Source organism: Williamsia serinedens (assembly GCF_024171725.1).
Taxonomy (GTDB): domain Bacteria; phylum Actinomycetota; class Actinomycetes; order Mycobacteriales; family Mycobacteriaceae; genus Williamsia_A; species Williamsia_A serinedens.
Window position 1 is genome coordinate 166,678 of sequence record NZ_JAMTCG010000007.1, and the last position, 25,277, is coordinate 191,954.

26 protein-coding genes and 1 riboswitch are annotated in these 25,277 nt (G+C 70.8%); of the genes, 8 read left to right on the forward strand and 18 right to left on the reverse strand.

Annotated features, from left to right (window positions below; genetic code table 11):
* Nucleotides 1-32: 32 nt before the first annotated feature.
* On the reverse strand, nucleotides 33-518 hold the full coding sequence (locus LX12_RS18760) for a polyadenylate-specific 3'-exoribonuclease AS (protein ID WP_253656111.1): 486 nt from the start codon (nucleotides 516-518) through the stop codon (nucleotides 33-35).
* A gap of 44 nt (nucleotides 519-562) precedes the next feature.
* On the opposite strand from LX12_RS18760, the gene LX12_RS18765 reads away from it, so the two are divergent.
* Nucleotides 563-1,873, forward strand: coding sequence for a glycosyltransferase 87 family protein (locus LX12_RS18765; RefSeq protein WP_253656112.1), 1,311 nt, complete (start codon nucleotides 563-565; stop codon nucleotides 1,871-1,873).
* On the opposite strand, the gene LX12_RS18770 is transcribed toward LX12_RS18765, so the two are convergent.
* From LX12_RS18770 to LX12_RS18820, 11 genes are all read right to left on the reverse strand, one after another.
* On the reverse strand, nucleotides 1,831-2,556 hold the full coding sequence (locus LX12_RS18770; RefSeq protein WP_253656347.1) for a lysophospholipid acyltransferase family protein: 726 nt from the start codon (nucleotides 2,554-2,556) through the stop codon (nucleotides 1,831-1,833). The genes LX12_RS18765 and LX12_RS18770 overlap by 43 nt on opposite strands.
* 113 nt (nucleotides 2,557-2,669) lie before the next feature.
* Nucleotides 2,670-3,641, reverse strand: a complete 972-nt coding sequence (locus LX12_RS18775; RefSeq protein ID WP_253656113.1) for an ROK family protein — start codon at nucleotides 3,639-3,641, stop codon at nucleotides 2,670-2,672.
* On the reverse strand, nucleotides 3,638-4,021 hold the full coding sequence (locus tag LX12_RS18780) for a hypothetical protein (RefSeq protein WP_253656114.1): 384 nt from the start codon (nucleotides 4,019-4,021) through the stop codon (nucleotides 3,638-3,640). The genes LX12_RS18775 and LX12_RS18780 overlap by 4 nt, the downstream gene beginning before the upstream one ends.
* Before the next feature lie 71 nt (nucleotides 4,022-4,092).
* Complete coding sequence (locus LX12_RS18785) at nucleotides 4,093-5,256, reverse strand: ArsA family ATPase (protein WP_253656115.1); 1,164 nt, start codon at nucleotides 5,254-5,256, stop codon at nucleotides 4,093-4,095.
* A gap of 23 nt (nucleotides 5,257-5,279) precedes the next feature.
* Nucleotides 5,280-5,726 (reverse strand): SRPBCC family protein, encoded by a 447-nt coding sequence (locus tag LX12_RS18790; protein ID WP_253656116.1) that lies wholly within the window; start codon nucleotides 5,724-5,726, stop codon nucleotides 5,280-5,282.
* Nucleotide 5,727: 1 nt separating this feature from the next.
* Complete coding sequence (locus LX12_RS18795; protein WP_253656117.1) at nucleotides 5,728-6,138, reverse strand: hypothetical protein; 411 nt, start codon at nucleotides 6,136-6,138, stop codon at nucleotides 5,728-5,730.
* Nucleotides 6,139-6,200: 62 nt separating this feature from the next.
* Nucleotides 6,201-7,334, reverse strand: a complete 1,134-nt coding sequence (locus tag LX12_RS18800; protein ID WP_253656118.1) for a glycosyltransferase family 4 protein — start codon at nucleotides 7,332-7,334, stop codon at nucleotides 6,201-6,203.
* A 37-nt stretch (nucleotides 7,335-7,371) separates the two neighbouring features.
* On the reverse strand, nucleotides 7,372-8,757 hold the full coding sequence (locus LX12_RS18805) for a hypothetical protein (protein WP_253656119.1): 1,386 nt from the start codon (nucleotides 8,755-8,757) through the stop codon (nucleotides 7,372-7,374).
* Nucleotide 8,758: 1 nt separating this feature from the next.
* Entirely contained in the window at nucleotides 8,759-9,799 is a 1,041-nt protein-coding gene (locus LX12_RS18810) for a C40 family peptidase (RefSeq protein ID WP_253656120.1), read from the reverse strand.
* Nucleotides 9,800-9,953: 154 nt separating this feature from the next.
* A complete protein-coding gene (locus tag LX12_RS18815; RefSeq protein ID WP_253656121.1) occupies nucleotides 9,954-10,538 on the reverse strand; it encodes a C40 family peptidase in 585 nt (194 codons plus the stop codon).
* Between the two features lie 14 nt (nucleotides 10,539-10,552).
* A riboswitch (cyclic di-AMP (ydaO/yuaA leader) is annotated at nucleotides 10,553-10,724 on the reverse strand.
* Between the two features lie 113 nt (nucleotides 10,725-10,837).
* Entirely contained in the window at nucleotides 10,838-11,050 is a 213-nt protein-coding gene (locus LX12_RS18820) for a hypothetical protein (RefSeq protein ID WP_253656122.1), read from the reverse strand.
* 217 nt (nucleotides 11,051-11,267) lie between these two features.
* On the opposite strand from LX12_RS18820, the gene LX12_RS18825 reads away from it, so the two are divergent.
* On the forward strand, nucleotides 11,268-13,091 hold the full coding sequence (locus LX12_RS18825; protein ID WP_253656348.1) for a DEDD exonuclease domain-containing protein: 1,824 nt from the start codon (nucleotides 11,268-11,270) through the stop codon (nucleotides 13,089-13,091).
* Nucleotides 13,088-13,363, forward strand: a complete 276-nt coding sequence (locus tag LX12_RS18830) for an Lrp/AsnC family transcriptional regulator (protein ID WP_253656123.1) — start codon at nucleotides 13,088-13,090, stop codon at nucleotides 13,361-13,363. Before LX12_RS18825 ends, LX12_RS18830 begins: the two co-directional genes overlap by 4 nt.
* An 18-nt stretch (nucleotides 13,364-13,381) precedes the next feature.
* Here the strand turns inward: LX12_RS18830 and trpD are convergent, their stop codons facing one another.
* On the reverse strand, nucleotides 13,382-14,458 hold the full coding sequence (trpD, locus tag LX12_RS18835; RefSeq protein ID WP_253656124.1) for an anthranilate phosphoribosyltransferase: 1,077 nt from the start codon (nucleotides 14,456-14,458) through the stop codon (nucleotides 13,382-13,384).
* Between the two features lie 22 nt (nucleotides 14,459-14,480).
* On the reverse strand, nucleotides 14,481-14,954 hold the full coding sequence (locus LX12_RS18840) for a hypothetical protein (protein WP_253656125.1): 474 nt from the start codon (nucleotides 14,952-14,954) through the stop codon (nucleotides 14,481-14,483).
* A gap of 81 nt (nucleotides 14,955-15,035) precedes the next feature.
* Here LX12_RS18840 and ctaE point away from each other — a divergent pair, with 81 nt between their 5' ends.
* From ctaE to qcrB, 4 genes are all read left to right on the forward strand, one after another.
* The gene (gene ctaE, locus LX12_RS18845; RefSeq protein ID WP_253656126.1) at nucleotides 15,036-15,647 is read left to right on the forward strand and encodes an aa3-type cytochrome oxidase subunit III; all 612 of its coding nucleotides are present in this window, start codon (nucleotides 15,036-15,038) and stop codon (nucleotides 15,645-15,647) included.
* Nucleotides 15,648-15,711: 64 nt separating this feature from the next.
* The gene (qcrC, locus tag LX12_RS18850) at nucleotides 15,712-16,623 is read left to right on the forward strand and encodes a cytochrome bc1 complex diheme cytochrome c subunit (RefSeq protein WP_253656127.1); all 912 of its coding nucleotides are present in this window, start codon (nucleotides 15,712-15,714) and stop codon (nucleotides 16,621-16,623) included.
* A complete protein-coding gene (qcrA, locus tag LX12_RS18855) occupies nucleotides 16,620-17,825 on the forward strand; it encodes a cytochrome bc1 complex Rieske iron-sulfur subunit (RefSeq protein ID WP_253656128.1) in 1,206 nt (401 codons plus the stop codon). Before qcrC ends, qcrA begins: the two co-directional genes overlap by 4 nt.
* Complete coding sequence (qcrB, locus tag LX12_RS18860) at nucleotides 17,822-19,447, forward strand: cytochrome bc1 complex cytochrome b subunit (RefSeq protein ID WP_253656129.1); 1,626 nt, start codon at nucleotides 17,822-17,824, stop codon at nucleotides 19,445-19,447. The genes qcrA and qcrB overlap by 4 nt, the downstream gene beginning before the upstream one ends.
* Nucleotides 19,448-19,917: 470 nt before the next feature.
* On the opposite strand, the gene LX12_RS18865 is transcribed toward qcrB, so the two are convergent.
* The 3 genes from LX12_RS18865 to ctaC form a co-directional block, all read right to left on the reverse strand.
* A complete protein-coding gene (locus LX12_RS18865; protein WP_253656130.1) occupies nucleotides 19,918-20,421 on the reverse strand; it encodes a GNAT family N-acetyltransferase in 504 nt (167 codons plus the stop codon).
* Nucleotides 20,422-20,495: 74 nt separating this feature from the next.
* Nucleotides 20,496-20,912, reverse strand: a complete 417-nt coding sequence (locus tag LX12_RS18870; RefSeq protein WP_253656131.1) for a cytochrome c oxidase subunit 4 — start codon at nucleotides 20,910-20,912, stop codon at nucleotides 20,496-20,498.
* Nucleotides 20,909-22,048 (reverse strand): aa3-type cytochrome oxidase subunit II, encoded by a 1,140-nt coding sequence (ctaC, locus tag LX12_RS18875; protein WP_253656132.1) that lies wholly within the window; start codon nucleotides 22,046-22,048, stop codon nucleotides 20,909-20,911. Before ctaC ends, LX12_RS18870 begins: the two co-directional genes overlap by 4 nt.
* Nucleotides 22,049-22,272: 224 nt before the next feature.
* Between ctaC and asnB the strand changes: the two genes are divergently transcribed.
* The gene (gene asnB, locus LX12_RS18880) at nucleotides 22,273-24,198 is read left to right on the forward strand and encodes an asparagine synthase (glutamine-hydrolyzing) (RefSeq protein ID WP_253656133.1); all 1,926 of its coding nucleotides are present in this window, start codon (nucleotides 22,273-22,275) and stop codon (nucleotides 24,196-24,198) included.
* A 22-nt stretch (nucleotides 24,199-24,220) separates the two neighbouring features.
* Here the strand turns inward: asnB and LX12_RS18885 are convergent, their stop codons facing one another.
* Nucleotides 24,221-25,195 (reverse strand): carbohydrate kinase family protein, encoded by a 975-nt coding sequence (locus LX12_RS18885; protein WP_253656134.1) that lies wholly within the window; start codon nucleotides 25,193-25,195, stop codon nucleotides 24,221-24,223.
* Nucleotides 25,196-25,277 lie beyond the last annotated feature (82 nt).

The window sequence follows — 25,277 nt, forward strand, 5'->3', positions numbered from 1 at the left end:
CACCCGCCGGGGTGCGGCGCCGCGGCGAGCTGTCAGGCGTACGAGGCGGCCTGCATCGCCTCCCACTTGCGCAGGTTGTGACGGGCGTCGACGAGGGCGTCGTGCGCGTCGGCCGGGGACGGCGGCAACGCGGGCCGGCCCAGTGACTCCCACAGCTGCTTGAGTTCGCGGGTGTACCGCGGGATGGGCCGGGGCAGCTGCGGCATGGAGCCCCACAGCTGACAGAGCGCGACGTGGTCGTAGGCGCCGATCCACGCCCACAGCTCGATGTCGCCGTCGAAGGAGGTGAGGAAGTTCAACAGCTCGTCACGGATCCGTTGCCTGCCGGCCCACGTCTTCGACGACGGTGGGGGCAGATGTGGCAGGACGTTGGCTCGCACCCAGTCCCCTGCGCGGTCGGGATCGAACTCGGTCGAGACCGCGTAGTACTCGCTGCCGTCCTCCGCGACGACGCCGATCGACACCAGTTCGATGGTCTGACCGTCCTCGATGAACTCGGTGTCGTAGAAGAAGCGCACCCACCGAGCGTAGGCGCCGGGGGCGATGCGCGATGATCGCCGTCATGTCCACGTTCCGTCCGGCGGTCGCGACCGTGCCGGCCCGACCGCTCCTCACGGGGTGGTCCCCGTCCCGCGCGGTGATCTCCGCCATCGTCGTCGCGTTCGCGCTGACCGCGATGATCCGGGTGACGGGTACCCCCTTCACGCACTCGTTCGGCCGGTTCGACCGCATCGACATCGACGTCTACCGCCTCGGCGCGCAGATGTGGCGCAACGGCGGCTCGCTGTACGCCTCCGGGTCGATGCCGTTCACCACCGACGGCATCTGGCTGCCGTTCACCTACCCGCCGTTCGCGGCGCTGTCGTTCCTGCCGTTCACCGTCGTGCCGCTGGTGGTGGCCGGGACCGTCATGGCGGTCGTGACGCTGGTGGCGACGGTGGTGGGCACGGCGATCGTGGTGCGTGCACTGCGGATCGGGTCGTCGACGAACCAGCGGTGGATCGTCCTCGCGGTGTCGACGGTGGCGCTGTGGACCAACCCGTACTGGATGACCCTGGGCTTCGGGCAGATCAACGTCGTGCTGCTCGTGCTCGTGGCCTACGACCTGCTGGTGCTCGGACCGCGCGGCTCCCGCTGGCACGGCGTCCTCGTCGGTGTCGCGGCCGCCATCAAGCTGACCCCGTTGGCCTTCGTCCTGTGGTTGGTCGTCCGACGGGACAGACGCGCGGTGGCCAGGGCCCTGGCGACGTTCGCCGCCGCCGCGGTGATCGCGCTCGTGTGGGCGCCGTCGGACTCCATCCGGTACTGGAGCCACACGGTCTTCCACACCGACCGGATCGGCGACCTCGCCGGTGGGATCAACCAGAGCGTCAACGGGATGTGGATCCGGCTGCTCGGATCCGGTGCCGGGGAGCAACTGGTGTGGGCGTCGTCGGTGCTCGTGCTGACCGCACTCGCGTGGGTCGCCATCGCGCGGGCGCGGCGGGTCGGCGGCGACGTCCTCGGCGTGTGCGTCACCGCGGTGTGGGCGGTGATGGTGTCACCGACGTCGTGGGCGCACCACTGGGTGTGGGCGGTCCCCGCGGTGCTGGCGCTCGCCGCAGCCGCCTGGCGCAGTGATCATCTACGGACGCGGCGATCACTGCTCGCCACCGCGATGGCCGGACTGGTCGTCGTCGGCGTCGCGCCGTTCCAGTTCTTCCACGGCGACCCGACGCGGTGGTCGGCGGTGCAGACGGTGCTGGGCAACGCGTTCTGCCTGTGGGGACTCGGCCTGCTGGTCGTGATGGTCGTGCTCGGACGGGCCGGCCCGTCCACGCCGCGGGACGGTCAGGCGGCGGGTTCGGACCGGACGGTCGTCGCCGGCGGCTGAGAGGTGCCGTCGGCGGCCTTCTTCAGGCTCGCCGCGTAGATGTCGACGTATTGCTGACCGGACAGGCGCATCAGCTCGTACATGATCTCGTCGGTCACGGCCCGCTCGATGAAGCGGTTGCCGTTCATGCCCTCGAACCGTGAGAAGTCCAGCGGCTTGCCGATCTTGACGGTGATCTGCGCGGGACGCGGGATGGTGGTCCCGGGCGGGTTGAGCTTCTCGGTGTTGATCATCGCGACCGGGATGACCGGCACGCCGGTCTCCATGGCGATACGGGCGAGACCGGTCTTGCCCTTGAACAGCCGCCCGTCCGGGGAACGGGTGCCCTCGGGGTACATCCCCATCAGCTCACCCTCCTCGAGCTTGCGGCGCGCGGCGATGAGTGCACCCGCCGCCGCGTCGGCGCCGGTGCGGTCGATGGGGATCTGTCCGACGGCCGTGAAGAACCAGCGCTGGAAGCCGCCCTTGAGACCGGTCCCGGTGAAGTACTCGCTCTTCGCGAGGAAGTAGATGCGACGCGGCACGGCCATCGGCAGGTAGAAGCTGTCCACGACCGCGAGGTGGTTGCTGGCGAGGATCGCCGGCCCCCGCGACGGCAGGTTCTCCAGACCCTCGACGCGCGGCCGACCGATCAGTTTCAGGAACGGCCCCAGCAGGACGTACTTGAACAGCCAGTACCACATCGCCCGACTCCGATCCTCGCTCACACCCGGCCCACCGGCGTGTCACACCCGACACAACCGCGCGCCGATGTCGCCTGCGACACCACCGCGCCGGGTGCCGACTCTACCCACCCTCAGCGGGTGGCGTGTACCGGTGACAGATCGCTGCGCGCGATGGCCGAGGCGCCGATGACCCCGGCCGCCTCACCGAGTTGGGTGCCCCGGATCCGGGCCAGCCGACGGTGCCCACTGCCCGTCAGCAACGTCCCGTAGTGGTCGCGCGCCTCGTCGAGGAACAGGCCGCTCGACGCACCCACGCCCCCGGCCAACACGATCAGGTCGGGGTCGAAGACGTCGGCGATCAGCGCCAGGCCGTAGCCCAGCCAGCGGGAGAAGTCGGCCACTGCGGCGAGGCCCATCGGGTCGCCGTCGTGTGCGGCGGCGGCGACGCGCCGACCGGTCAACGACCCCGGGTCGACCGCGGTCTCCCGCGCGAGCGGGCTCGTCCGGTGCTTCCCGGCGGCCACCAGCTCGACGACGTTGTCCACCAGGGCCGTCCCGCTGCAGTAGCGCTCCCAGCACCCGCGCTTGCCGCAGGGGCAGGGACGGCCGTCGGGGACGACCGGCAGGTGGCCGAGTTCGGGGGCGACACCGTTGCTGCCCCGGAACACCTCGCCCTCGAGCAGCAGACCGGCACCGATGCCGGTTCCGATGGCCAGGACCAGGGTGACGTGCCCGCCCGCGGCGGCACCGAAGCGTCGCTCGGCCACGGCCGCGGCGTTCGCGTCGTGCTCACACGAGACGGGCAGACCGATCCGCTCGCTCATCCGGGCGGCGACGGGCACCTCACGCCACGGCAGGTGCGGGGCGAACCGGACGACGGACCGGTCGGGGGTGAGGAACCCCGCGATGGCGAGTCCGACGGCGGCCACCTCGGACCGCGAGCGCAGGTCGTCGACGAGCCACTCCAGGCACTGCTCGAGGGCCGGCGCGGTGGTGGGGGTCTGCGCCCGCTGCGAGTCGTGGATCTGCCCGCGGTCGTCGACGACGGCGGCGCGGATGCTGGTGCCCCCGATGTCGATGCCGATCGTCAGCGGCCCGCTCACGTGGGGTGCACCTCGACGGTGATCGGCTGGAACGAGCCGCCTCGTCCGGCCGGACCACGGCCGTCGGTCCGGACGCGGGTCCGACGCCCCCGGTCGCCGCCGACCTCATCCAGAGCGGCCGAGATGGCCTGCAGCGCGGCGATGAGAGCGGTGAGGACGCGGTTCACCAGCTCGGTGATCTCGACGACGATCGCGTCGACGGCGGCGCGGACCGCCGGGCCCATGTCGACCGGCGGCCGGGCGGGGTCACGGACCTCGACGTTCTCCCCGATGACGGTCGTCGCGAAGTTCTCGACCCGGTCCAGCAGTGCGAGGACGAGCGCACGCAGCGGGTCGGTGTCCGCGGCGTCGCGACGCCCGTCGGCACCCGAGCTGTCCATGCGTTCCTGTACTCCCTGGCGATCGATGTCGACGTCGTGCGGCGCCGGTGGCGTCCCGCGGTCGTCGGTCCTCAGTCGTCGGCGTGACCCGCCCGCGGCCACACCGCGGGATCCGGGGTGAACCGGACACTCAGCGTCCCATCATCCCATCGGGCGTCCAGGACCGTACACCGGCGCAGCACCGAGGGCAGTGTCACCCGGTGCCGGACACCGCTCAGCGTCACCAGCAGGTCGTCGCCGGAGCGGCCGAGGGCCAGCGTGTCGGGGTCCGGCAGCGGTTGACGCCAGGAGAGCCGGTAGACCGACGACAGACCGGTTCCCGACACGTGCTCGACCTCCGCCGCCGCGGAGCCCGCCGGCGCGGGCGGGCCGTCGGGGACCTCGATCCCCAGGCGACGCAGGGCGGCGACCGTGCGTGGTTCCACCGACAGCTCATGGGCGACGGTGACCGGCAATGCCGGACCACGGTGCGCGGGAACGAGATCCCGACCGTCGTCGCGTCCGCGGTTGACGACGACACCGCAGGTGCTGATCCCCATCAGGTCGAGCGCGGCGAGCAGACGGTGGGTGGCCTCGCGCCCGTGGTCGCCCGCCGGGGTGACGAGGTGCGCGCGCGTGACGCTGGGGTCGACGAGGAGCCCGGCGATGTCCGCGCAGTCGGCGGCGAGCTGGTCGACGACGCCGGCCCCGCCCGCGAGGCGCGGGGTCTCCGCGGCGCCGGCGAGTCGTCGGTGCCGCGGCCAGATCCGCTCCAGGTACCCCGCGACGAGGCCGGGCACGCCCAGGAACCCGATGGGGTCGATGCCGCCCGAGCAGTCGACGACGATCCGCCTCCACCGGCCGGACACGGCCTCGTCGCGGATGCGTCGCCAGGCGAGCATCTGCTCCACACCGGGCATGCCCGCGAGTTCCTCGGGGTCGATGGCCGCGACGTCGGCGGCGAGACCGCCGGCGAGCGAGACCGGCCCCCGCAGGATCGCCCAGCTCTCCCCCAGCATCGCCAGGGTGTCCAGCTCGAGCAGGTGCGCCTGCTGGGACACCGCGACCGGTGTGCCCGGGGTCGAGTAGACGCCGAACACCCGCGAGGCCTGTCGGAAGCGGTCGAGGGTGACGAGCAGGGTGCCGCCGGCATCGGACCGGTCCGGGATGGCCTGTCGCACACGACGACTCGACGTCGCACCGACGGCGACGGCGGCGGCGACGGTCGAGACGCCCGCGCCCCCCGGGCCGAGCACGACGTGGACGGGTGCGACGTCGATCAGCCTTCCACCCGCTTCTTCAGTTCCTTCAGGGCCGCGTCGGTGATGGCCTTCTCCGCGCGGCGCTTCAGGGCCCCGATGATGGGGATGGCGAGGTCCACGGTCAGCTGGTAGGTGACCTTCGTGGAACCGGATGCCTGCTGCACCAACGTGTATCGGCCGTGCTGCGCCGTCTGCAGCTCGCTCCTGACGAGGTCCCACTCCACCGACCGACCGTCGGCCCCCCAGGTGTAGGCGAGTTCGTAGGTGTCACGGAGGACACCCGCGTCGAGACGGAAGCGGACCCGTCGAGCGCGTCCGGGCCCGTCCGGGTCGCCGGGCTCGGTCACGGTCACCTCGTCGGCGGCCGAGACCCATTCGGGGTAGCGCTCGAAGTCGGCGATGACGTCCATGACGGCGTCCGGGTCGGCGCTGACGACGATGGACTGCTCTGTGCTGTCGGCCATCTCACACCCCTCCTGTCACCGCGACGTCCGCCCCGTCGGCGCCGACGGCGGGTTCACCCGCCGCCCTGCCGGACTCGAGTCGACGCTTCACCTCCGTGGACATCCGACGGCCCGCCACGCGACGACGGTGGTTCTCCGCGCCCGCACGGCCCGCCGCCCCGCCGGTCGGTTCGGCGTGGAGGAAGTAGTGCAGCACGAAGCCGTCGAGCACCGGCTGGCACCAGATCTCCATCGTGCCGGTGAGAGCACCGCCGACGCGCCAGCGCACGCCCTGCTCGCCGCGATCCTCGACCACCTCCAGGTGCAGGTCGGGCCACCAGCGTCGCCAGCGTGTCCGGTCGCCGACGACGGCGGCGACAGCGCGGGGCGACGCGGCCACGAAGGTCTCGTCGGCCACCTGGACGCTGTTCACCGGTCTAGCTTCACATACCCCGTCGCGGTCGCCGACCCCCGCGTGGCGCGCTGCGAGCACCGTCACCGCGGTCCTCCCCCGAGGAGCTCGCGCATCCGCTCGGCGATGGCATCCCATTCCCAGGTGCCGGTGGCCCATGCCCGACCGGCACGGCCCATCCGCGCGGCACGGTCGCGGTCGGCGAGCAGACCGCCGATCGCGGTCGCGACCGCGGACGCGTCCCGACCGTCGACGACGTGACCGGTGCGCCCGTCGACGACGGTCTCGGGGGCCCCGCCGGAGTCGCCGGCCACGACGGGGACGCCGCTGGCGGACGCCTCGAGGTAGACGATGCCGAGCCCCTCGACGTCCAGCCCGCCACCCCGGGTGCGGGCCGGCATGGCGAACACGTCGGCGGCGGCGTGGTAGGCGGGGACGTCCCCGGCGTCGACCGAGCCGGTGAGCAGGATGCGGTCGCGGGCGGGCGACACGGCGCGGCGGCGCTCGAGGGCGTCCCGGTGCGGCCCGCCGCCGACGATCACCAGTCGGGCGTCGGGTTCATGGCGCAGCACCTCGGGGAAGCACTCGATGAGCACGTCCTGCCCCTTGCGGGGCACCAACCGCGACAGGCACAGCACCACGGGATCCTCGCCGAGGTCGTGGCGGTCACGGATGCGCGTCCGGGCGGCGGCGTCGGGGGCGAATCGCTGGGTGTCGACCCCCGGCGGGACGTGCTCCAGAGCGGCGCCCGCGCCGAACGCCGAGGCGAAACGACCGCGGGTGTACCGACTGACGAAGGTGACCACGTCGGCGTGTGTCCCGATGTGCCGCAACGTCTGTCGCGCCACCGGCAGCATCGACCACCCCACCTCGTGTCCGTGGGTGCTGGCGACGACCCGGCGCGCACCGGCCCGCCGGACCACCGGCGCCAGCACGGCGAGGGGCGCGGCCGCACCGAACCACACGGTGTCGATCTCGTGCCGGGCGACGAGGTCGGCGGCGCGGCGCGCCACGGCCGGCGTGGGCAGCATCAACCCCGTGGGGTGCCGATGCACGGCGTAGGGCGCACGGGCGTCGAAGGCTGCGTCGCCACGCCACCGCGGCGCGTACACGACCACCTCGTCCGACGGGAGCCGGTCGACCAGACTCTGCAGGTAGCTCTGGATCCCGCCCGGACGCGGGGGGTAGTCGTTGGTGACCAGCAGGGTGCGGGGCACTACGCCCGCCCGGGGCGGGGTCCGTCGAGGGGACCGGTCATCGCGCGACGGCCGCGGTCAGCCATGTCCGCCACCGGTCCAGCACGGCGTCGCCGGGCGCCCCGAGGGTCGCCGACATCGCGTCGGACTGCGCCTGGGTCGTGCTCGGCCCGCCCGCGAGACGGAGGTAGAGCGCCCGCAGGCGTTGCGGCGAGTACGCCTCGGCGGCGAAGGCCGCGAACGACCACGCGGTCTGGTACGCGACGCGCGCGTCGGGTCCCGACACGTCGAAGGCCGCGTCGTCGGGCAGCGCGCTCGGCAGCTGTCCGGCGCGCACACGGTCGGCGAGGTCGGGTGCGGCGTCGGCGAACACCCGATAGGTGCCCCGGCGGCCGACGTACTCGGCGACGCCCTCGGTGAGCCACTTCGGTGCGCTGTCGGCGGTCCGCGGTCGCGCCGCGACGTGGGTGAGCTCGTGTCGCAGCACCACGTCGAGAGCCGGCCCGGGCAGGTCCTGGACGGCGTTGGGGGTGAACACGACCCGTTGGCCGAGGGCGCTCGAGCCGGTGTCGTCCCCCGACACCGTGGCGGCCGCGGCGGACGCGGTGTCGCCCTGCGCGCGGGCCAGTCCGGCGAACGCCGACGTCGAGTCGGTCGCGATCACGACCGCGCGCCGCGGCCACTGCCCGCCCCAGAAGGCGGTCACCGCACCGACGGCACCCGGCAGTGCCGCGCGGATGCGGTCCCCGAGGCCGCGGCTGCCGGGGTAGTCGAGGACCACGGACGTGCCGCCACCGGTCGACACGCGCTGCGCGCGCACGTCGGGGAAGTCCCAGAACTGGGGACGTACGGTGCCCGTGCCGAGCAGGGGCCCGGCGTCGCCGACCACGGTCCACCGGTCGTCGTACCGGGCCATCACCATGGGTCGCAGCACGGTGGTCGGCGCCTGGTCGACGCCGGCGAACTGGTAGCGCAGGGCGACGGGGACCACCCACGAGTCGGAGCTGCCCTGCGCGTCGAGGCGCTGCTGCAGCGCGGCGGGGACGGTCAGTTCCCCGAGTTGGCCGCTGTCACCGAGCTCCCCGGAAGCGTCGCCGTCCCCGGTGTCGCGCTGGACGCGGTAGTCGAGGGTGCCGATCCCGACGGCGGCGAAGGCCCGAGCCGTGCGCGCGATCGAGGCCCGGAAGTCGGGTGTGGCGGCCGGGTCGACGAGACCGGTCGCCGCCGACACGTCACCGGAGCGTTCCGCGCGCGCCAGCGCGCCGAGCGTCGCTAGGACACCCTGCTCACGGTCGGACTCGTAGACGTTCTCCGACGAGGACGACGCCGCGGTGGGTCCTGGGGTGTCCGAACTGCAGGCCGTCGCCCCGATCGCGCAGACCACGGCGACGGCGACCGCGGCGACGACGCGGGCTCGGACGCCGGTTCCGATCGGGTGGCGCACCTCAGTAGCGCCGGGCGGCCTTGTAGGGCCCCGCGTCGTCGATCGGGACCACCTTCACCGGGACCCCGAACGTCGAGGCGTGCACCACGTAGCCGTCGCCGACGTACATGCCGACGTGGCTGGCGTCGTCGTAGTAGATGATCAGGTCGCCGGGCCGCAGGTCCTTGCGGTCGACCGGTGTGCCGCCGGCGAGCTGGGCCTCGCTCGACCGCGGGAGCGTCTCGCCGGCCTGCTTGTAGGCCCACACCATGAGACCCGAGCAGTCGAACTGTGCCGGGCCGGTGGCGCCCCACACGTAGGGATCGCCGATCCGGGTGAGCGCGGCCTGGACCGCGACGACCCAGGGGGCGGTGCCCTTCGGGATGAGCGCCGGGTCGAACGTGATGTCGGGACCACGCAGTGCCGCGAGCTGCTTGCCCGTCAGCGACTCGTAGACGGCCTTGACCTGGGCGATGTTGAGCTGCAGGTCGGTCTGCTTGGCCTGCAGTCCCGCCCGGGTGGCGTCGACGGCGGCGACGGCCTTCGCCGCGGTGTCGCGGGCCTGCTGCGCGGACGCCTTGGCCTTCTCCGCGTCGGCCGAGGCCGCCCGGTAGGCCCGCACGTCGGCCGCGGTCTGTCGCGACAGCATCTCCAGCCCCGACATCTGGTCGAGCAACGACTGGGGCGAGTCGGAGACGAGCACGGCGTAGAGGCGGTTGACGCGGGCTCCGCGGTACGAGGCCCGCACCAGCGTGTCGACACGCGACTGCAGGGCGTCGAGACGGCCCGACAGCGCCGCGAGTTGCTTGTCGGCCGCGGCCACGGCCGCATCGGCGGCACGGACCTCCGCCTGACGACGGTCGAGGTCGATCTGCGCGTTGTGCATCGCCTCGGACGCCTTCTCGGCGTCACGACCCAGCGACGTGTAGCGGGCCAGGAGCTGGTCGGGGTTGCGGGTGACCGGGTCGGCGCCCGAGGGCGCGGCGGAGCACAGGACGATCACACCGACGACGAGGGTCGCGATGCACGAGACGACGCCGCGCACGACACGCTCTCCGACCATCACGAGTACTGCTTCACCTTCGAATCCGTCCGTTCCCCGGCGAGTGAACCGAGGACCTGCGACCGCTCCCCCGCCGCCCGCAGCGAGGATACGGTCACCACCGCACCTGTGGCCGCGGTTCACCGAGAACCGCGGACCGGTCACCCCGGCGTCGTCAGTAGCGCCGGGCGGCGTAGAAGTCGACGCTCTTGAGGCTGGCCTTCGACACCGGGACACCCTCGGTCAGCGAGTGCACGATCGTGCCGTTGCCGATGTAGATGCCCGCGTGCGACCCGCCGTTCATGATGATGACGTCGCCGGGCTCGAGGTCCTTCTCCGCGACCGGGGTGCCGCCGCCGAGCTGGCCGTAGCTGTCCCGGGGGATGGTCTTGCCGGCCTGCTTGTAGGACCAGTAGACGAGGCCGGAGCAGTCGAACGCGCTGGGCCCCGCGGCGCCGTAGACGTACGGCGACCCGATGCGGGTGACCGCGGCCGACGCGGCACGCTGACCGATGGCGGCGGCGGTGCGCAGGTTCGGGGTGGTCTCCGGGCCCTTCGGCTTCGCCTTGAACTGCGGTGGGATCTGGTTCTCGGTCACCCCGGGGATCTCGAAGGTCCCGATGCCCGGCACCGTGATCGGTGCGGCAAGGGCGGGACCGGCTCCGGTCGCCACGGCGCCCAGGGTGATCGTGCCGGCGAGGACGGCGCCTCGCGCGGTCTTCAGACCGGTGTTCGTGCTCTGTGCGCGGTGCTTCGCCACGTACGCGTTCTCCTCGGTTCTTCCTCGACCGCCGACCGGGTTAGCTGTCGGATTCGGGCCGGAAGAATGGCCCTACGCCGTGCCCGCCATGGCTGATGGACACCGCGATTCACCCCGAGTCGGACTCGCGTCCGTCAATGGTGGTTCCCCGGTTCGCCCCGCGGGGCGATTGAGCGGTGACCCGGCGGTCCGACTCGGTGTGAGACGGGCTGCCCGCGAGGTCTCGGAAAGGTTACGAAACCGTACGTCGATCTGTCCACCGCGACACACGCCCCTGTGGACAGGTCGACGGCGCGGCGTCAGCCTGCCCGACGCGACGCGAGATCCGTTACGCGCGAGCGCTTCTCGGTCACGATCCGCGAGCGTCGAGCCGACGGCGGGGCGAGGCCGGCCTCCACCAGGACCTCGATCGCGGCCCGGATGTCGTCGACCTCGCCGATGGTCGGGTCGACCCCGGCGTCGAGGTCGTCGTCGCTGATCACCGTGCCGCGCACCGGGATCAGGACACTCATGATGCAGCCGTCACAGGCCCGGCCACGGCCGGGGCAGGTGGCACAGTCGATCCGCATTGTGATCTCCGTCTCAGTCTCGGGAACTCGGGCGTCGGGTGCGGGAGGCGGTCCGACGTCGCTCGTCGGGGAGGCTAGACACGGCCACCGACAGACCCGCGCCGTGCGGCCGTTGTCCGACGGTCGAACTAATGTTCGCCTCATGCGTCACGCAGACCACATGAGTCCGTCGTCGGCACCTGCCGCGGCCGCGGCTCCGGTGCAGCTCACACTCGACGCCGAGGTGCCGCTCATCGCCGAGACGTTCGTGATCGTCGACCTCGAGACGACCGGCGGGAGCCCCGGACGCGACCGCATCACCGAGATCGGTGCGGTGAAGGTGCGGGGCGGTGAGGTGCTGGGCGAGTTCGCGACGCTCGTCGACCCGGGCTGCGCCATCCCCCCGCACATCGTGCGACTCACCGGCATCACCGAGGCGATGGCCTACGCCGCCCCACCCATCGAGGAGGTGCTCCCGGCGTTCCTCGAGTTCGCGCGCGACGCGGTGATCGTGGCGCACAACGCACGGTTCGACACCGGCTTCCTCCGCGCCGCGGCCGTGGCGACGGGCCACACCTTCTCGGCCCGACGCGTCCTGTGCACGGTCAAGCTGGCCCGTCGGGTGCTGACGAAGGACGAGGCGCCCACGGTGAAGCTCTCGGCACTCGCGCGACTGTTCGCGGTGTCGACCACACCGACCCACCGCGCGCTCGACGACGCACGGGCCACGGTCGAGGTCATGCACGCGCTGTTCGAACGCGTCGGGAACCTGGGCGTCGGCACGTACCGCGAGCTCGTCGACTTCCTCCCCGGCATCCCGGCGGCCCACCGCGCGAAACGGTCGATGGTCGCGGGACTGCCGACCCGACCGGGGGTCTACCTCTTCCGTGGTCCGTCCGAGGAGGTCCTCTACGTCGGTACCGCCACCGACCTGCGCCGACGTGCCGGCCAGTACTTCACCGGGGCGGAGACACGCACGCGGATGCGCGAGATGATCGCCCTGGCCACCCGCGTCGACCACGTCGAGTGCGCGCACCGGCTCGAGGCCGGGGTCCGCGAACTGCGCCTGCTGTCCGCCCACCGACCCGCCTACAACCGGCGCTCGAAGGCACCGCACGTCGGCTGGTGGGTCACCCTCACCGACGAACCGTTCCCGCGTCTCGCCGTCACCCGGACGCCCCGGGCCGTCGCCGTCGGGCCGATCCGGTCGCGGGCCGACGCACGCGAGGTGGCCGGTCTCATCGCGGGGTGCTGCGGTCTGCGGACCTGCCGGCACCGCATCGCCGCCTCGCGCAGGCACGACTGCGCCACCACCGCCGACGGGCGCATCCCGGTCGGGGGGTGCCAGGCCGCGGGGACCTCGTCCGACGTCGACGGCTACCGCCCGGCCGTCGAGCGGGCCCGGGATCTCATCACCGGCCGCGACGACGGACCCCTGCGCAGCGTGCTCACCCGGATCGACCACCTCGCGGGCGTCGAGATGTTCGAGACCGCCGCGCGCGTCCGGGACCGTCTCGCCCTGACGCTCACGTCGTTGGAGCGCTGCCAGCGCCTCGCGGCGCTGTGTGCCGTCGCCGAGATCGTCGCCGCGCGCCCCGACGGCAGCGGCGGATGGCAGCTCGCGGTGGTCCGTCACGGCCGGCTCGCCGCGGCCGGGGTCGCCACCGTCGGTGTCCCGCCCGTGCCCGTCGCCGAGGCGCTCTGCGCGTCGGCGGAGACGGTCGTCCCCGACGTCGGCCCGTTGGGCGGCGCGCCGTCGGAGGAGGTCGCGCTCGTGTACCGCTGGCTGACCGAGCCGGGTGTCCGGATCGTCTGCGGGACAGCGGGTCTCGCGCTGCCCATCCGCTCGGCGGCACGCTGGTCTGGGTGGCGGGACACCGTCGCGGTCGCCCGTGACCGGGCACGGGAGCTGCGCGGTGCGGACGACGCCGCCCGTGACGCGACGCACCCCCGGGCCGCGACCACCCCGACGCCGGGACCCCGCCGCCTAGAGTTGACCGGGTGATCACGGCCATCGTCCTCATCTCTGCCGACGTCCACGCCATCGACGAGACGGCTCAGGCCGTCGCCGACGTCGACGGGGTGCGCGAGGTCTACTCGTGCGCCGGTGACGTCGACCTGATCGCGATCGTCTCCGTGCGCGACCACGAGCGGGTCGCATCCGTGGTCACCGGGACCATCAACAAGCTGCCCGGGGTGCGCCACACCGCCACCCACATCGCGTTCAAGGCCTACTCCAGCGCCGACGTCGACGCGGGGTTCGCCATCGGCGAGTGACGCCGACCGCGCCGCCGCTCAGGCCCGGAAGGCCGCCCACCGCTCGAGCAGCGCCGCCGCCGAGCCGTCGTCGACCGCCGTCGCGGCGCGGGTGATCGCGGCCCGCAGCTTCTCCTCCAGGTCGGCCAGCGGGTCGCCGTCGTCCAGGGAGGACCGTGCGGCGGCGAGATCGTGCGCGACCGCGGCACCGGCCGCGTTGAGCAGCACGGCGTCGCGCACGGGGCCGTGGTCGCCGCCGAACACCGACCGCGCGACCGCGGCGTTCACGTCCACGTCACCGCCCCGCAGCGCGCTCGGGTCGCAGAGCTCGATGCCCAGACGTCGGGGGTCGAGGTGCAGTTCGACGACCTCGCCGCCCGCGGCGACCCACGCCGTCGACGTCGTCGTGGTGGTCAGCTCGTCGAGTCCGTCGTCGCCGCGGGCGACGATGACGCTGTCCCCCCGGTCGGCGAACGCCTGCGCGACCACCGGTGCGAGGTCCTCGAAGGCGCAGCCGACCAACCCGGCCCCCGGTCGTGCCGGGTTCGTCAACGGCCCCAGCACGTTGAACACCGTCGGGATGCCCAGTTCCTTGCGCGGCGCCGACGCGTAGCGCAGTGCGGGGTGGAACACCGGGGCGAAACAGAACCCGATGCCGACCTCGGCGACGCAGCGCGCGACGCCGGCCGCGTCGAGCGTGATGTCGACACCCAGGCTCTCGAGCACGTCCGCCCCTCCGCTGCGCGAGGTCTGGGCGCGGTTGCCGTGCTTGACGACGGGGATGCCCGTCGCGGCGACGACCACCGACGCCATTGTGGAGATGTTCACGGTGTGGGCACGGTCACCGCCGGTGCCGACGATGTCGACGGCGAGCCCGTCGACGGGTACCTGCACGGAGTGGGCCAGCATCTCGGCCGCGAACGCGGTCAGTTCCTCCGGCGCGGGGCCCTTGATCTTCACCGCGATGCCGAACGCGGCGATCTGCGCCGACGTCGCCGCGTCGGACATGATCTCGTTCATCGCCCACCGCGCGTCGGCCGGCGACAGGTCCTGTCGCTGCGCGAGCGTGCCGAGGACGGCAGGCCAGCTCGTGGGGGCGGTCTGCGCGGTGCTCATGGCTCGTCAGCCTAGGCGGGGGTCACCGCGGCGGTCGTTGGCGTACCTGCCAGCCCAGGACGGTCCCCTCGTGCCGCGCACCGAGCCCGGCCATCCGGGAGCGTTCCTGCGACAGGTGCAGCGCGTCGAGCAGTTGCGGACGGGCCAGCGCGACCACCACCGCACCGTCGGGGACGGCGTCGTGGGCCGCGTCGGGGAGGTCCCGCGGCTCGACACGCCGGTACTCGTCCTGTGCCGCGGTCTGTTCGACCTCGTCCTCACGGCCCGCCGGCACCGCGATGAGATGTGTCACGACGGCCTGGTCGGCCTCCCGCCACGACGAGTCCGCCAGCACCGACGAACTCGCCGCGGCGTCGTCGAAACTCTGCGCGACCAGCACGAGTGCGGGATCGTCGACCTCGGTCTCCGTCGCCGCCGCACCCCGCCCGGTCAGGCGGTCCACGGCCCGCCGGATCACCCCGCTGCGAACCGCCCTGCCGTTGAGGTCTCGGGTCATGACCAGCGCTCCTGACACATCGGTGACATTTTCGGTGACCCAGGTGGTCACGGGATACTACGAACCGTCATACTTCAGTCTGTGACTAGCGTTGCAGGGACCCAGGGCACGGCCATCACCTCGAGGGTGCACTCGCTGAACCGCCCCAACATGGTCAGTGTCGGCACGATCGTCTGGCTGTCCAGCGAGCTGATGTTCTTCGCGGGCCTGTTCGCGATGTACTTCGTGGCCCGCGCCAACTCGGGGGGCAACTGGCCGCCGGAGCCCACGAAGCTGAACCTCTTCCTGGCCATCCCGGTCACCACCGTCCTGGTGTTGTCCTCGGTGACCTGCCAGATGGGCGTCTTCGCCGCCGAGCGCGGCGACGTGTTCGGCCTGCGTCGGTGGTACATCCTCACGTTCTTCATGGGCGCGTTCTTCGTCGCCGGTCAGGGCTACGAGTACTTCCACCTCGTGGAGGAGGGCACCACCCTCTCGTCCAGCGCATACGGCTCGGTCTTCTACATGGCGACCGGCTTCCACGGCCTGCACGTCATCGGCGGCCTGGTCGCCTTCATCTTCCTGCTGATCCGCACCCGGCTGAGCAAGTTCACCCCGGCCCAGGCGACCGCGGCGATCGTCGTGTCCTACTACTGGCACTTCGTCGACATCGTCTGGATCGGCCTGTTCGCCACCATCTACTTCATCCGGTGACACCGGGCCGGTCAGCCCCGGCCCACGTCACCCGCTCCATTCGTCACGACCAGAGAGAGCAGAGATGAGTTCTTCTCCCCCGCCCGAGCAGACCGACGGGACGACCCCGTCGCGGACGCGGGCGACCGACGCCAAACGCGCGAAGGCACGCCGCAAGCTCCGCCGCCGCGCCAGCGGCGCTCTGTTGCTGCTCGCGGGACTCGTCGTCGCCGGTGGGCTCGCGACGGCCATCACGCCGACCCCCCAGGTCGCCACGGCCGACGTGCAGACGAACGCCGCCCTCATCCAGGACGGCAAGAAGCTCTACGAGACCGCCTGCATCACCTGCCACGGCCGGAACCTCGACGGCGTCCAGGACCGCGGTCCCTCGCTCGTGGGCGTCGGTGACGCATCGGTCTACTTCCAGGTGTCCTCGGGCCGCATGCCGGCCGTGCGTGGTGAGGCCCAGGCGGCCCGCAAGCCACCGAAGTTCACCGAGTCCCAGGTCGATCAGCTCGGTGCCTACATCCAGTCGATCGGTGGCGGCCCGACGGTCGTCTACGAGAAGAACCCCGACGGCACCGTCAAGATGGAGAACGGCTATCCCGTCAAGGCGCAGGGGTCGTTGCGCGGCAACGACATCGGCCTGGGCAGCGAGCTCTTCCGCCTGAACTGTGCGTCCTGCCACAACTTCACCGGTCGTGGCGGCGCGCTCTCGTCGGGCAAGTACGCCCCGACCCTCGACCCGGCCAACGAGCAGCAGATCTACACCGCGATGCTCAGCGGCCCGCAGAACATGCCGAAGTTCTCCGATCGTCAGCTCACGCCGGACGAGAAGAAGGACATCATCGGCTACATCAAGTACGCCACCACGACCAACCCGCAGGGTGGTTACGCGCTCGGCGGCTTCGGCCCCGTGTCCGAGGGCATGGCCATGTGGGTCATCGGCGTGATCGCCGTGGTCGCGGCCGCGATGTGGATTGGATCCCGGTCATGAGCAGCGAGACGACGACACCGGAGAACCCGGAGGGCACCAACCACCCCCCGACGTTCACCAAGGACCAGCTCGACCAGATGAGCAACGACGAGCTCGTCAAGCTCGGCACGAACCTCGACGGCGTCGAGATCATCCATCGCCGTGAGCGCTTCCCCACCCCGGGGACGAAGGCGGAGAAGCGCGCCGAGCGGTCGGTGGCCTTCTGGTTCGCCCTGGCCGGCGTCTCGGCGCTGGCGTGCTTCGTGATCTTCGCGTTCAACCACTGGCAGTTCGTCCTCCCCGAGGGCAAGAACTACCTGCTGTACACGCTGAACACGCCGCTGCTGGGCATCACGTTCGGGCTGTCGATCCTCGCGGTCGGCATCGGCCTGGTGCAGTACACGAAGAAGTTCATCCCCGAGGAGATCTCGGTGCAGGACCGCCACGACGGCGGTTCCAACGACGTCGACCGGGCGACCACCACCGCCCTGCTGTCGAACGCGGGCACCACGTCGACGATCGGTCGTCGCAAGATGATCATCGGCTCGGCGGCGTTCGGCCTCGGCGCCTTCGCGTTCACCGGTGTGGTCGCCCTGTTCGGCGGCATCGTGAAGAACCCGTGGGCCAAGGGCAAGGACTCCGACCTCTGGCACACCGGTTGGTCGCCGATCTACAACGACCCGAAGACGCCCAACGAGACGGTCTTCCTCCGCCGCGACACCGGCGACCCGTCGCAGGTCGTCCTGGTGCGCCCCGAGGACCTCGACGCCGGCGCGATGGAGACGGTGTTCCCGTGGCGACTGTCCGACGGTTTCGGTGAGACCGAGGAGTCGCGGGAGAAGCTGAACCAGGGCCTCAAGGCCGTCCGCAACCCGGTCATGCTGATCCGCCTGCGCCCCACCGACACCGCGAAGGCGATCAAGCGCAAGGGCCAGGAGAGCTTCAACTACGGCGACTACTTCGCGTACACGAAGGTCTGCTCGCACCTGGGCTGCCCGACGTCGCTCTACGAGCAGCAGACCAACCGGATCCTCTGCCCGTGCCACCAGAGCCAGTTCAACGCGCTGGAGTACGGCAAGCCTGTGTTCGGTCCCGCAGCCCGGGCGCTGGCACAACTCCCGATCACGGTGAACAATCAGGGGTACATGGTTGCGGCGGGCGATTACATCGAGCCTGTCGGACCGGCTTTCTGGGAACGCGGCCAAGGAAAGGACAGGCCATGAGTGCCATCGCAGACCGCGCGGCATACCAGGCAAACGAGGTCGATTCGCGCTACCACGTCGCAGCGGGCCTGCGTCGGCAGATCAACAAGGTCTTCCCGACGCACTGGTCGTTCCTGCTCGGCGAGATCGCGCTGTACAGCTTCGTGATCCTGCTCATCTCGGGCGTGTACCTCACGCTGTTCTTCGACCCGTCGATGGCCGAGGTGACGTACCACGGGTCCTACCAGCCGCTGAACGGCGTCGAGATGAGCCGGGCGTACGCGACCGCACTCGACATCTCGTTCGACGTGCGCGGCGGACTGTTCGTCCGTCAGATCCACCACTGGGCGGCGCTGCTGTTCGCGGCCGCGATCATCGTCCACATGGCGCGCATCTTCTTCACCGGTGCGTTCCGTCGCCCGCGTGAGGCGAACTGGGTCATCGGCTGTGTCCTGCTGCTGCTGGCCATGTTCGAGGGCTTCTTCGGCTACTCGCTCCCGGACGACCTGCTCTCCGGCACCGGCGTCCGCGCCGCGATGTCCGGCATCGTGATGGGCATCCCGGTGGTCGGCACCTGGATCCACTGGGCCCTGTTCGGTGGCGACTTCCCCGGCGAGATCATCATCCCGCGCCTGTACATCCTCCACGTGCTGCTCTTCCCGGGCATCATCCTGGCGCTGATCGGCGCACACCTCGCCCTGGTCTGGTACCAGAAGCACACGCAGTTCCCCGGCCCGGGACGCACCGAGAAGAACGTCGTCGGCGTGCGCATCCTCCCGGTGTTCGCGGTGAAGTCGGGCGCGTTCTTCGCCGTCACCTTCGGCATCCTCGCGATCATGGCCGGTGTGCTGCAGATCAACCCGATCTGGGTGCTGGGTCCGTACAACCCCGCGCACGTGTCGGCGGGTTCGCAGCCGGACATCTACATGATGTGGACCGACGGCATGGCGCGACTCATGCCGGCGTGGGAGATCTACTTCGGGAACAAGTACACGATCCCGGCGATCTTCTGGGTGGTCCTCATCATCGGGCTCATCATCACCGTGATGGTCGCCTACCCGTGGATCGAGAAGAAGCTGACGGGCGACGACGCGCACCACAACCTGCTCCAGCGTCCGCGTGACGTCCCGGTGCGTACCGCGATCGGTGCGATGGCGCTGTCGTTCTACGTGGTGCTGACCCTGTCGTGCATGAACGACATCATCGCGCTGAAGTTCCACATCTCGCTGAACGCGACGACGTGGATGGGCCGCATCGGTCTGATCGTGGTGCCGCCGCTGGCGTACTACATCGCGTACCGCTGGGCGCTGGCCCTGCAGCGCAGTGACCGCGCGGTGCTCGAGCACGGCATCGAGACCGGCATCATCAAGCGGATGCCGCGTGGTGAGTACATCGAGGTGCACCAGCCGCTCGGCCCGGTCGACAGCCACGGTCACCCGATCCCGCTCCCCTACGAGGGTGCGGCACTGCCCAAGCGGATGAACAAGCTCGGGTCCGCGGGCGCGCCGGGTACCGGTTCGCTGATGGTGGCCGATCCGCCGGAGGAGCAGAAGCTCAACCGCGAGATCGAGCACGAGAACCATCGTGCCGAGCACGAGGCGCTCTCGAACCTGCAGTCGAAGGGCGGGCGCATGCTCGAGTGACCTGAGGTCACACGACGACACCGGAGGCGGCGGATCCACACGGATCCGCCGCCTTCGTCGTCTCCGGTTGTGGCAGAAAAGACTCCGCCACTCCCCTACCCCACCCGGCCCCCGACCCACCTTCACCCGCCGTTCGTTGGGCACCCGGAACCCGTTGTTGGGCACTCGGAACCACCCGTTGGGCGGTCGGAACCACCCGCTGGGCACCCGGAACCACCCGTTGGGCGGTCGGAACCACCCGTTGGGCATCAGGAACCGGTCGGTAGGCACTCGGACCTGGTCTCGTGGGCATCCACCACGATCGGTGTGCCACCGGGGCCGCGGACTGGCAACGCGACATCGCGTGTGACGCGGACGTGTGAAGGCGGGACGCGGTTCCTGCTGCCCAACGAACGGTCCCAGCCGCCCAACGAACGGCTCCTGCCGCCCAACGAACGGTCCCTACCGCCCGACGAAGGGCGGTGGCGGGGTCACCAGGGGTCGCCGGGGCGATCGTCGACGACGAGGACGGCGGCGTCGTCGTCCGCGCGTCCCACGAGACGCCCGTCACCGTTCACCATCACCGCTCCGCGATCGTCCGGGGTGGAGCGCACAGCCCCGTCGGCGTCCCGCACCGACAACTCCCCCGACCACCGCGTCCACCCCATCCCGGCGTAGAGGGGCGCGCCGACGTCCGTAGCTGCGAGAGCCCCGCAGTCGTACGGGACGAGCAACCCGTCGATCTCGCGCATCAAGGCCGCCCCGACACCCCGACGACGCGCAGAGGCGGCAACAGCGACGGCCTCGACGTATCCGCAGGACAGCTCGACGCCGTCGACCCACAGCCGGCGCGGGACGACAGCCGCGTGTCCGACGAGGACGTCGTCGAGCTCCGCGAGAACGTGGACGCCACCGAGGGCGTGGTCCCAGTCGTCGCCGGAGAAGTCACCCTCGAAGGCGTCGTCCAGAAGTGTCCGGAGACGGCGCCGCAGCATCTCGTCGAGCTCCGTGCTGGGGAGACGACGAAGGGCAGGTGCTGTGGCACCTGCCCCTCGTGAAGCGTCTGCGCTCAGTGCTTCTCGGGTCCGACGTGGTACTCCATCACCAGTCCGCCGACCGTCGAGATGATCGCGACGGCACCGACGGCGACGAGCCAGAAGTTGCCCGTGGCCATCGCGACACCGATCAGCGCGGCGCTCGCGGCCATCGCGATCGGCCACCAGCTGCCCGGGCTGAAGAAGCCCAGTTCGCCGGCGCCGTCCTCGATCTCGGCCTCCTCGTAGTCCTCCGGACGGATGTCGACGCGGCGGGCGACGAACCGGAAGTAGGTGCCGATGATCAGGGTCAGACCACCGGTCATCACCATGCCGGTCACGCCGACCCATTCGACGTTCTTGCTCGACAGGCCCGAGGCCACGCCGTAGATGATCGAGGCACCGAAGAAGAACACGGTCAGGACCTCGAAGAGCCGGGCTTCGATCTTCACGATTGCGCTCCTACCGTGCAGCCGGGGATGGTCGTGTTCGACGAGGTCCCACCGGTGGCGACTGCCTCAGCGCTGCCGTTCGTCGACCGACGGGTGTCGAACGGACGCGTCGTGACCGAGACCGGTGTCTCGCAGATGCTCTGCAGTGCCTGCGCGTTGGTGGCGTTCGGGTTCGCGGCGCGGTACGCGATGTACCGGTCGAAGTTCTCCTTCGACACCGCGCGCACCTCGAAGTTCATCATCGAGTGATACGTGCCGCACATCTCCGCGCACCGTCCGACGAAGGCGCCGGTCTTGTCGATCGAGCTGACCTGCCACCGGTTGTCGGTGTGGTTCTGCTTCGGGAACGGGAACACGTCGCGCTTGAACAGGAACTCGGGCACCCAGAACGAGTGGATGACGTCGGCCGAGGCCTGTTCGAACTCGATCCGCTCCCCGACCGGGAGGACCAACACCGGGATCTCCTCGGACGTACCGACGGTCTCGATGCGGTCGAACTTCAGGTAGTTGCGGATGTCGTCGTCACGACCGTTGGCGGGGCCGGGGATCTCCTCGCCCTCCTTGTTGAGCTCCTTCTGCTGGAGCTCGTACGGGCTGCCGTCCCGCAGGAAGCCGTTGTAGGTCGTGCCGTCGGCCATCTGCACCGTGCGGTAGCCGAACTTCCAGTTCCACTGGAACGCCGTGATGTCGACGACGACCTTCGGGTCGGACTTCTTCGTCTCGACACCGTTCTGCACGATGATCGTGAAGTAGAAGAGCACCGCGATGATCACGAACGGGATGGCCGTGTACGTGAGCTCGAGCGGCACGTTGTAGGCCGTCTGACGCGGGAACTCGTCCTCCGCGGTCGCCGGCGAGTTCCGCTTGCGACGGTGGAACGTGATCGTCCAGAACGTCAGCGCCCACACGATGATGCCCATCACCAGAGCCGCGATCACCGACCACGTCCACAGGTGCCGCATGCTCTCGGCCTCGGGGGTGATGCCCTCCGGCCACCCGAACCGCATCGCCTCCTGGGCGGAGCACCCCGACATCAGCAGGGCGGTCAGCCCCAGCGCGACGACGGCCCCGATCTGCTTGAACCGGCGGCGGCCCGAGGCGTTCGCCTGCCGGGACCGATCTCCGTGAGTCACCATCCACGCCTTCCGCATGTGAAACCACCACTGCCGTGGGCAGACGCCACCCGTCGCCGGGGGCAGACACCCATGTACTACGCAGCGTAGACCAACCGGGGCCGCGTTTCGTGATCGGGGTTTGACGCGCCCCGCGGCAGTCGAGAGCCCCCACCGCCGTGGGGCATACTCGACGACCGGCGGCGGTCGGACGAGCGCCGACATCGAACCGATCGGAGGACCGGCGCATGTGCGGGCTCGTGGGACTGCTGACCGCCGACGGGACGGGTGAGGCCGCCGCGGCGCACCTCCCCGACGCCGTCCACTGCATGCGGCACCGGGGTCCCGACGACCCTGGGGTCTGGAACGACGCCGACCTCGCGGTCGGGTTCAACCGGCTGTCGATCATCGACATCGAGCACTCGCACCAGCCGTTGCGATGGGGTCCGCCGGAGTCCCCCGAGCGTTACGCCCTGGTCTACAACGGCGAGGTCTACAACTACCTCGAGCTGCGCGAGCAGCTGCAGCGGGACGAGGGCGCGGTGTTCCACACCGAGGGCGACGGTGAGGCCGTCGTCGCCGCGTTCCACCACTGGGGCCCCGACAGCGTCGCCCGGCTGCGCGGCATGTTCGCCTTCGCCATCTGGGACACCGAGACCCGCAGCCTGTTCCTCGCCCGCGACCGCTTCGGCATCAAACCGCTGTTCCTCGCGACCGGCCCCGGGGGGACGGTGTTCGCCAGCGAGAAGAAGAGCGCCCTGGGCCTCCTCGAGACGATCGGCGTCGGCACCGACCTCGACCTGCGCGCCGTCGAGCACTACACGGTCCTGCAGTACGTCCCCGAGCCCGAGACGTTGCACCGCGGCATCACCCGCCTCGAATCGGGCTGCCACGCGACGGTGACCCCGGGCGGTTCGCCGAGCATCCACCGCTACTTCACGCCGCAGTTCGTCGCCGGCCCGACACCCGCCGCGGGCCCGCAGGGCTGGTACGACGAGATCGCCGACGTGCTGTCGGACTCCGTCGCGAAGCACATGCGCGCCGACGTGACCGTCGGGTCGTTCCTGTCCGGCGGCATCGACTCGACGGCCATCGCCGCGCTGGCGATCCGGCACAACCCGGACCTGATCACGTTCACCACGGGCTTCGAGCGTGAGGGCTACTCCGAGATCGACGTCGCCGCGGAGTCGGCCGAGGCGATCGGCGCGCGCCACGTCGTGAAGGTCGTCAGCCCGGCCGAGTTCGCCGCGTCGATCCCCGAGATCGTCTGGTACCTCGACGATCCCGTCGCCGACCCGGCGCTCGTCCCGCTCTACTTCGTGGCCAAGGAGGCCCGCAAGCACGTCAAGGTGGTCCTCTCCGGTGAGGGCGCCGACGAACTGTTTGGCGGGTACACCATCTACAAGGAGCCGCTGTCTCTCGCGCCGTTCGACCGGCTGCCGGGCGGTCTCCGTCGCGCCGCGGGGCGGCTGTCCGAGCGCATCCCCGAGGGCACACGCGGCAAGAGTCTGCTGCACCGCGGGTCGATGACGCTCGAGCAGCGCTACTACGGCAACGCCCGCAGCTTCGACGACGCCCGACTGCGCGCGGTGCTGAAGACCTATCGCCCGGAGTGGACGCACACCGACGTCACCGCCGACATCTACGCGACCACACAGGGGTGGGACCCGGTCGCACGGATGCAGCACATCGACCTGTTCACCTGGCTGCGCGGCGACATCCTCGTCAAGGCCGACAAGATGACGATGGCCAACTCCCTCGAGCTGCGCGTGCCGTTCCTCGACCCCGAGGTGTTCGACGTCGCCCGGCGGCTGCCCACCGACGAGAAGATCGCGCACGGCACGACGAAGTACGCGCTGCGGCGGGCGCTGGAGCAGATCGTCCCGGCGCACGTGCTGCACCGCAAGAAGTTGGGTTTCCCCGTCCCGCTGCGCCACTGGCTGGCCGGGACCGAACTCCACGACTGGGCGCGCGAGACGATCGCGGCGTCGGGCGCCGGACACATCATCGACCTCGCGGCCGTCGGCCGCATGCTCGACGAGCACCGCGCGGGCACCGTCGACAACAGCCGCCGTCTGTGGACCGTGCTGGTGTTCCTGGTGTGGCACGGCATCTTCGTCGAGGGGTCGATCGTCCCCGACATCGCCGACCACACCTACCCCGTGCGGCTGTAGTCACCGCACGGGGCGGGGCGGGTCAGGGGACGATCGCGCCGATCTCCTGCGCGGCGTCGGCGCCGTAAGTCTCCTCGAGGCGGGCGAGCGCGGTCTCCCGGTTCCACGTCCAGTCCTGCGGCGCGACGGTCTCGAGCACCGATGTCGCGATGAGGGCGCCGAGCTGGGCGCTGCGCTCGAACGACAGGCCCTTCTGCTGCGCGAAGAGGAACCCGGCGCGGAAGCCGTCGCCGACGCCCGTCGGGTCGACCTTCTCGGTGGCCGGCACGACGTCGACGTGGACGGTCTTTCCGTCCTTGCCGACGATGTCGGCGCCGTCGCCGCCGAGCGTGGTGACCCGCGTGGTCACCATCCCGGCGATCTCGTCGGGGCCGAGACCGGTCTTCTTCTGCAGCAGGCCCCACTCGTACTCGTTGGTGAGCAGGTACTCCGCGCCGTCGATGAGGGTGCGGATCTGGTCACCGTCGAGGAGCGCGAGCTGCTGCGACGGATCGGCCGCGAACGGGATGCCCAGGTCACGGCACGACTGGCTGTGCTGGGTCATGGCGACCGGGTCGTCGGCCCCGATCAGGACCAGGTCGGGCTGTCCGTACTCGTCGGCGAGGTCCGACAGCGAGATCTGGCGCGCGTCGGCCATGGCACCCACGTAGAAGCTGGCCAGCTGGGCCATGTCGTCGTCGGTCGTGCACATGAACCGGGCGGTGTGCTTCGACGTCGATGTGCGCACTCCGCGGCAGTCGACGCCGTTGGAAGTGAGCCACTCCCGGTAGTCGTCGAAGTCGGCGCCGACCGCGCCGACGAGCATCGGTGAGGCACCGAGCACGCCCAGGCCGTAGGAGATGTTGCCGCCCACGCCACCCCGTCGGACGACGAGGTCCTCGACCAGGAAGCTGAGCGAGATGTGGTGCAGGTGTTCGGCGAGGAGCTGCTCGCTGAACTTGCCCTTGAACCGCATCAGATGGTCGGTCGCGATCGAGCCGCAGATGGCGATGGCCACGGTGGGGGAACCCTTTCGTCGGGATCGGTCGACCGCTCACGCTACTGCAACGACCGCGGCCCCCACCGTCACGGTGGGGGCC

Bases quoted from the DNA above. Each gene is read 5' to 3' on its own strand.
- ctaC (WP_253656132.1), bottom strand. From the start codon at position 22,048: ATGGTGACTCACGGAGATCGGTCCCGGCAGGCGAACGCCTCGGGCCGC.
- LX12_RS18765 (WP_253656112.1), top strand. From the start codon at position 563: ATGTCCACGTTCCGTCCGGCGGTCGCGACCGTGCCGGCCCGACCGCTC.
- LX12_RS18770 (WP_253656347.1), bottom strand. From the start codon at position 2,556: ATGTGGTACTGGCTGTTCAAGTACGTCCTGCTGGGGCCGTTCCTGAAA.
- asnB (WP_253656133.1), top strand. From the start codon at position 22,273: ATGTGCGGGCTCGTGGGACTGCTGACCGCCGACGGGACGGGTGAGGCC.
- LX12_RS18825 (WP_253656348.1), top strand. From the start codon at position 11,268: ATGAGTCCGTCGTCGGCACCTGCCGCGGCCGCGGCTCCGGTGCAGCTC.
- LX12_RS18820 (WP_253656122.1), bottom strand. From the start codon at position 11,050: ATGAGTGTCCTGATCCCGGTGCGCGGCACGGTGATCAGCGACGACGAC.
- LX12_RS18780 (WP_253656114.1), bottom strand. From the start codon at position 4,021: ATGGACAGCTCGGGTGCCGACGGGCGTCGCGACGCCGCGGACACCGAC.
- LX12_RS18810 (WP_253656120.1), bottom strand. From the start codon at position 9,799: ATGGTCGGAGAGCGTGTCGTGCGCGGCGTCGTCTCGTGCATCGCGACC.
- qcrC (WP_253656127.1), top strand. From the start codon at position 15,712: ATGAGTTCTTCTCCCCCGCCCGAGCAGACCGACGGGACGACCCCGTCG.
- qcrA (WP_253656128.1), top strand. From the start codon at position 16,620: ATGAGCAGCGAGACGACGACACCGGAGAACCCGGAGGGCACCAACCAC.
- LX12_RS18840 (WP_253656125.1), bottom strand. From the start codon at position 14,954: ATGACCCGAGACCTCAACGGCAGGGCGGTTCGCAGCGGGGTGATCCGG.
- qcrB (WP_253656129.1), top strand. From the start codon at position 17,822: ATGAGTGCCATCGCAGACCGCGCGGCATACCAGGCAAACGAGGTCGAT.
- LX12_RS18865 (WP_253656130.1), bottom strand. From the start codon at position 20,421: ATGCTGCGGCGCCGTCTCCGGACACTTCTGGACGACGCCTTCGAGGGT.
- trpD (WP_253656124.1), bottom strand. From the start codon at position 14,458: ATGAGCACCGCGCAGACCGCCCCCACGAGCTGGCCTGCCGTCCTCGGC.
- LX12_RS18790 (WP_253656116.1), bottom strand. From the start codon at position 5,726: ATGGCCGACAGCACAGAGCAGTCCATCGTCGTCAGCGCCGACCCGGAC.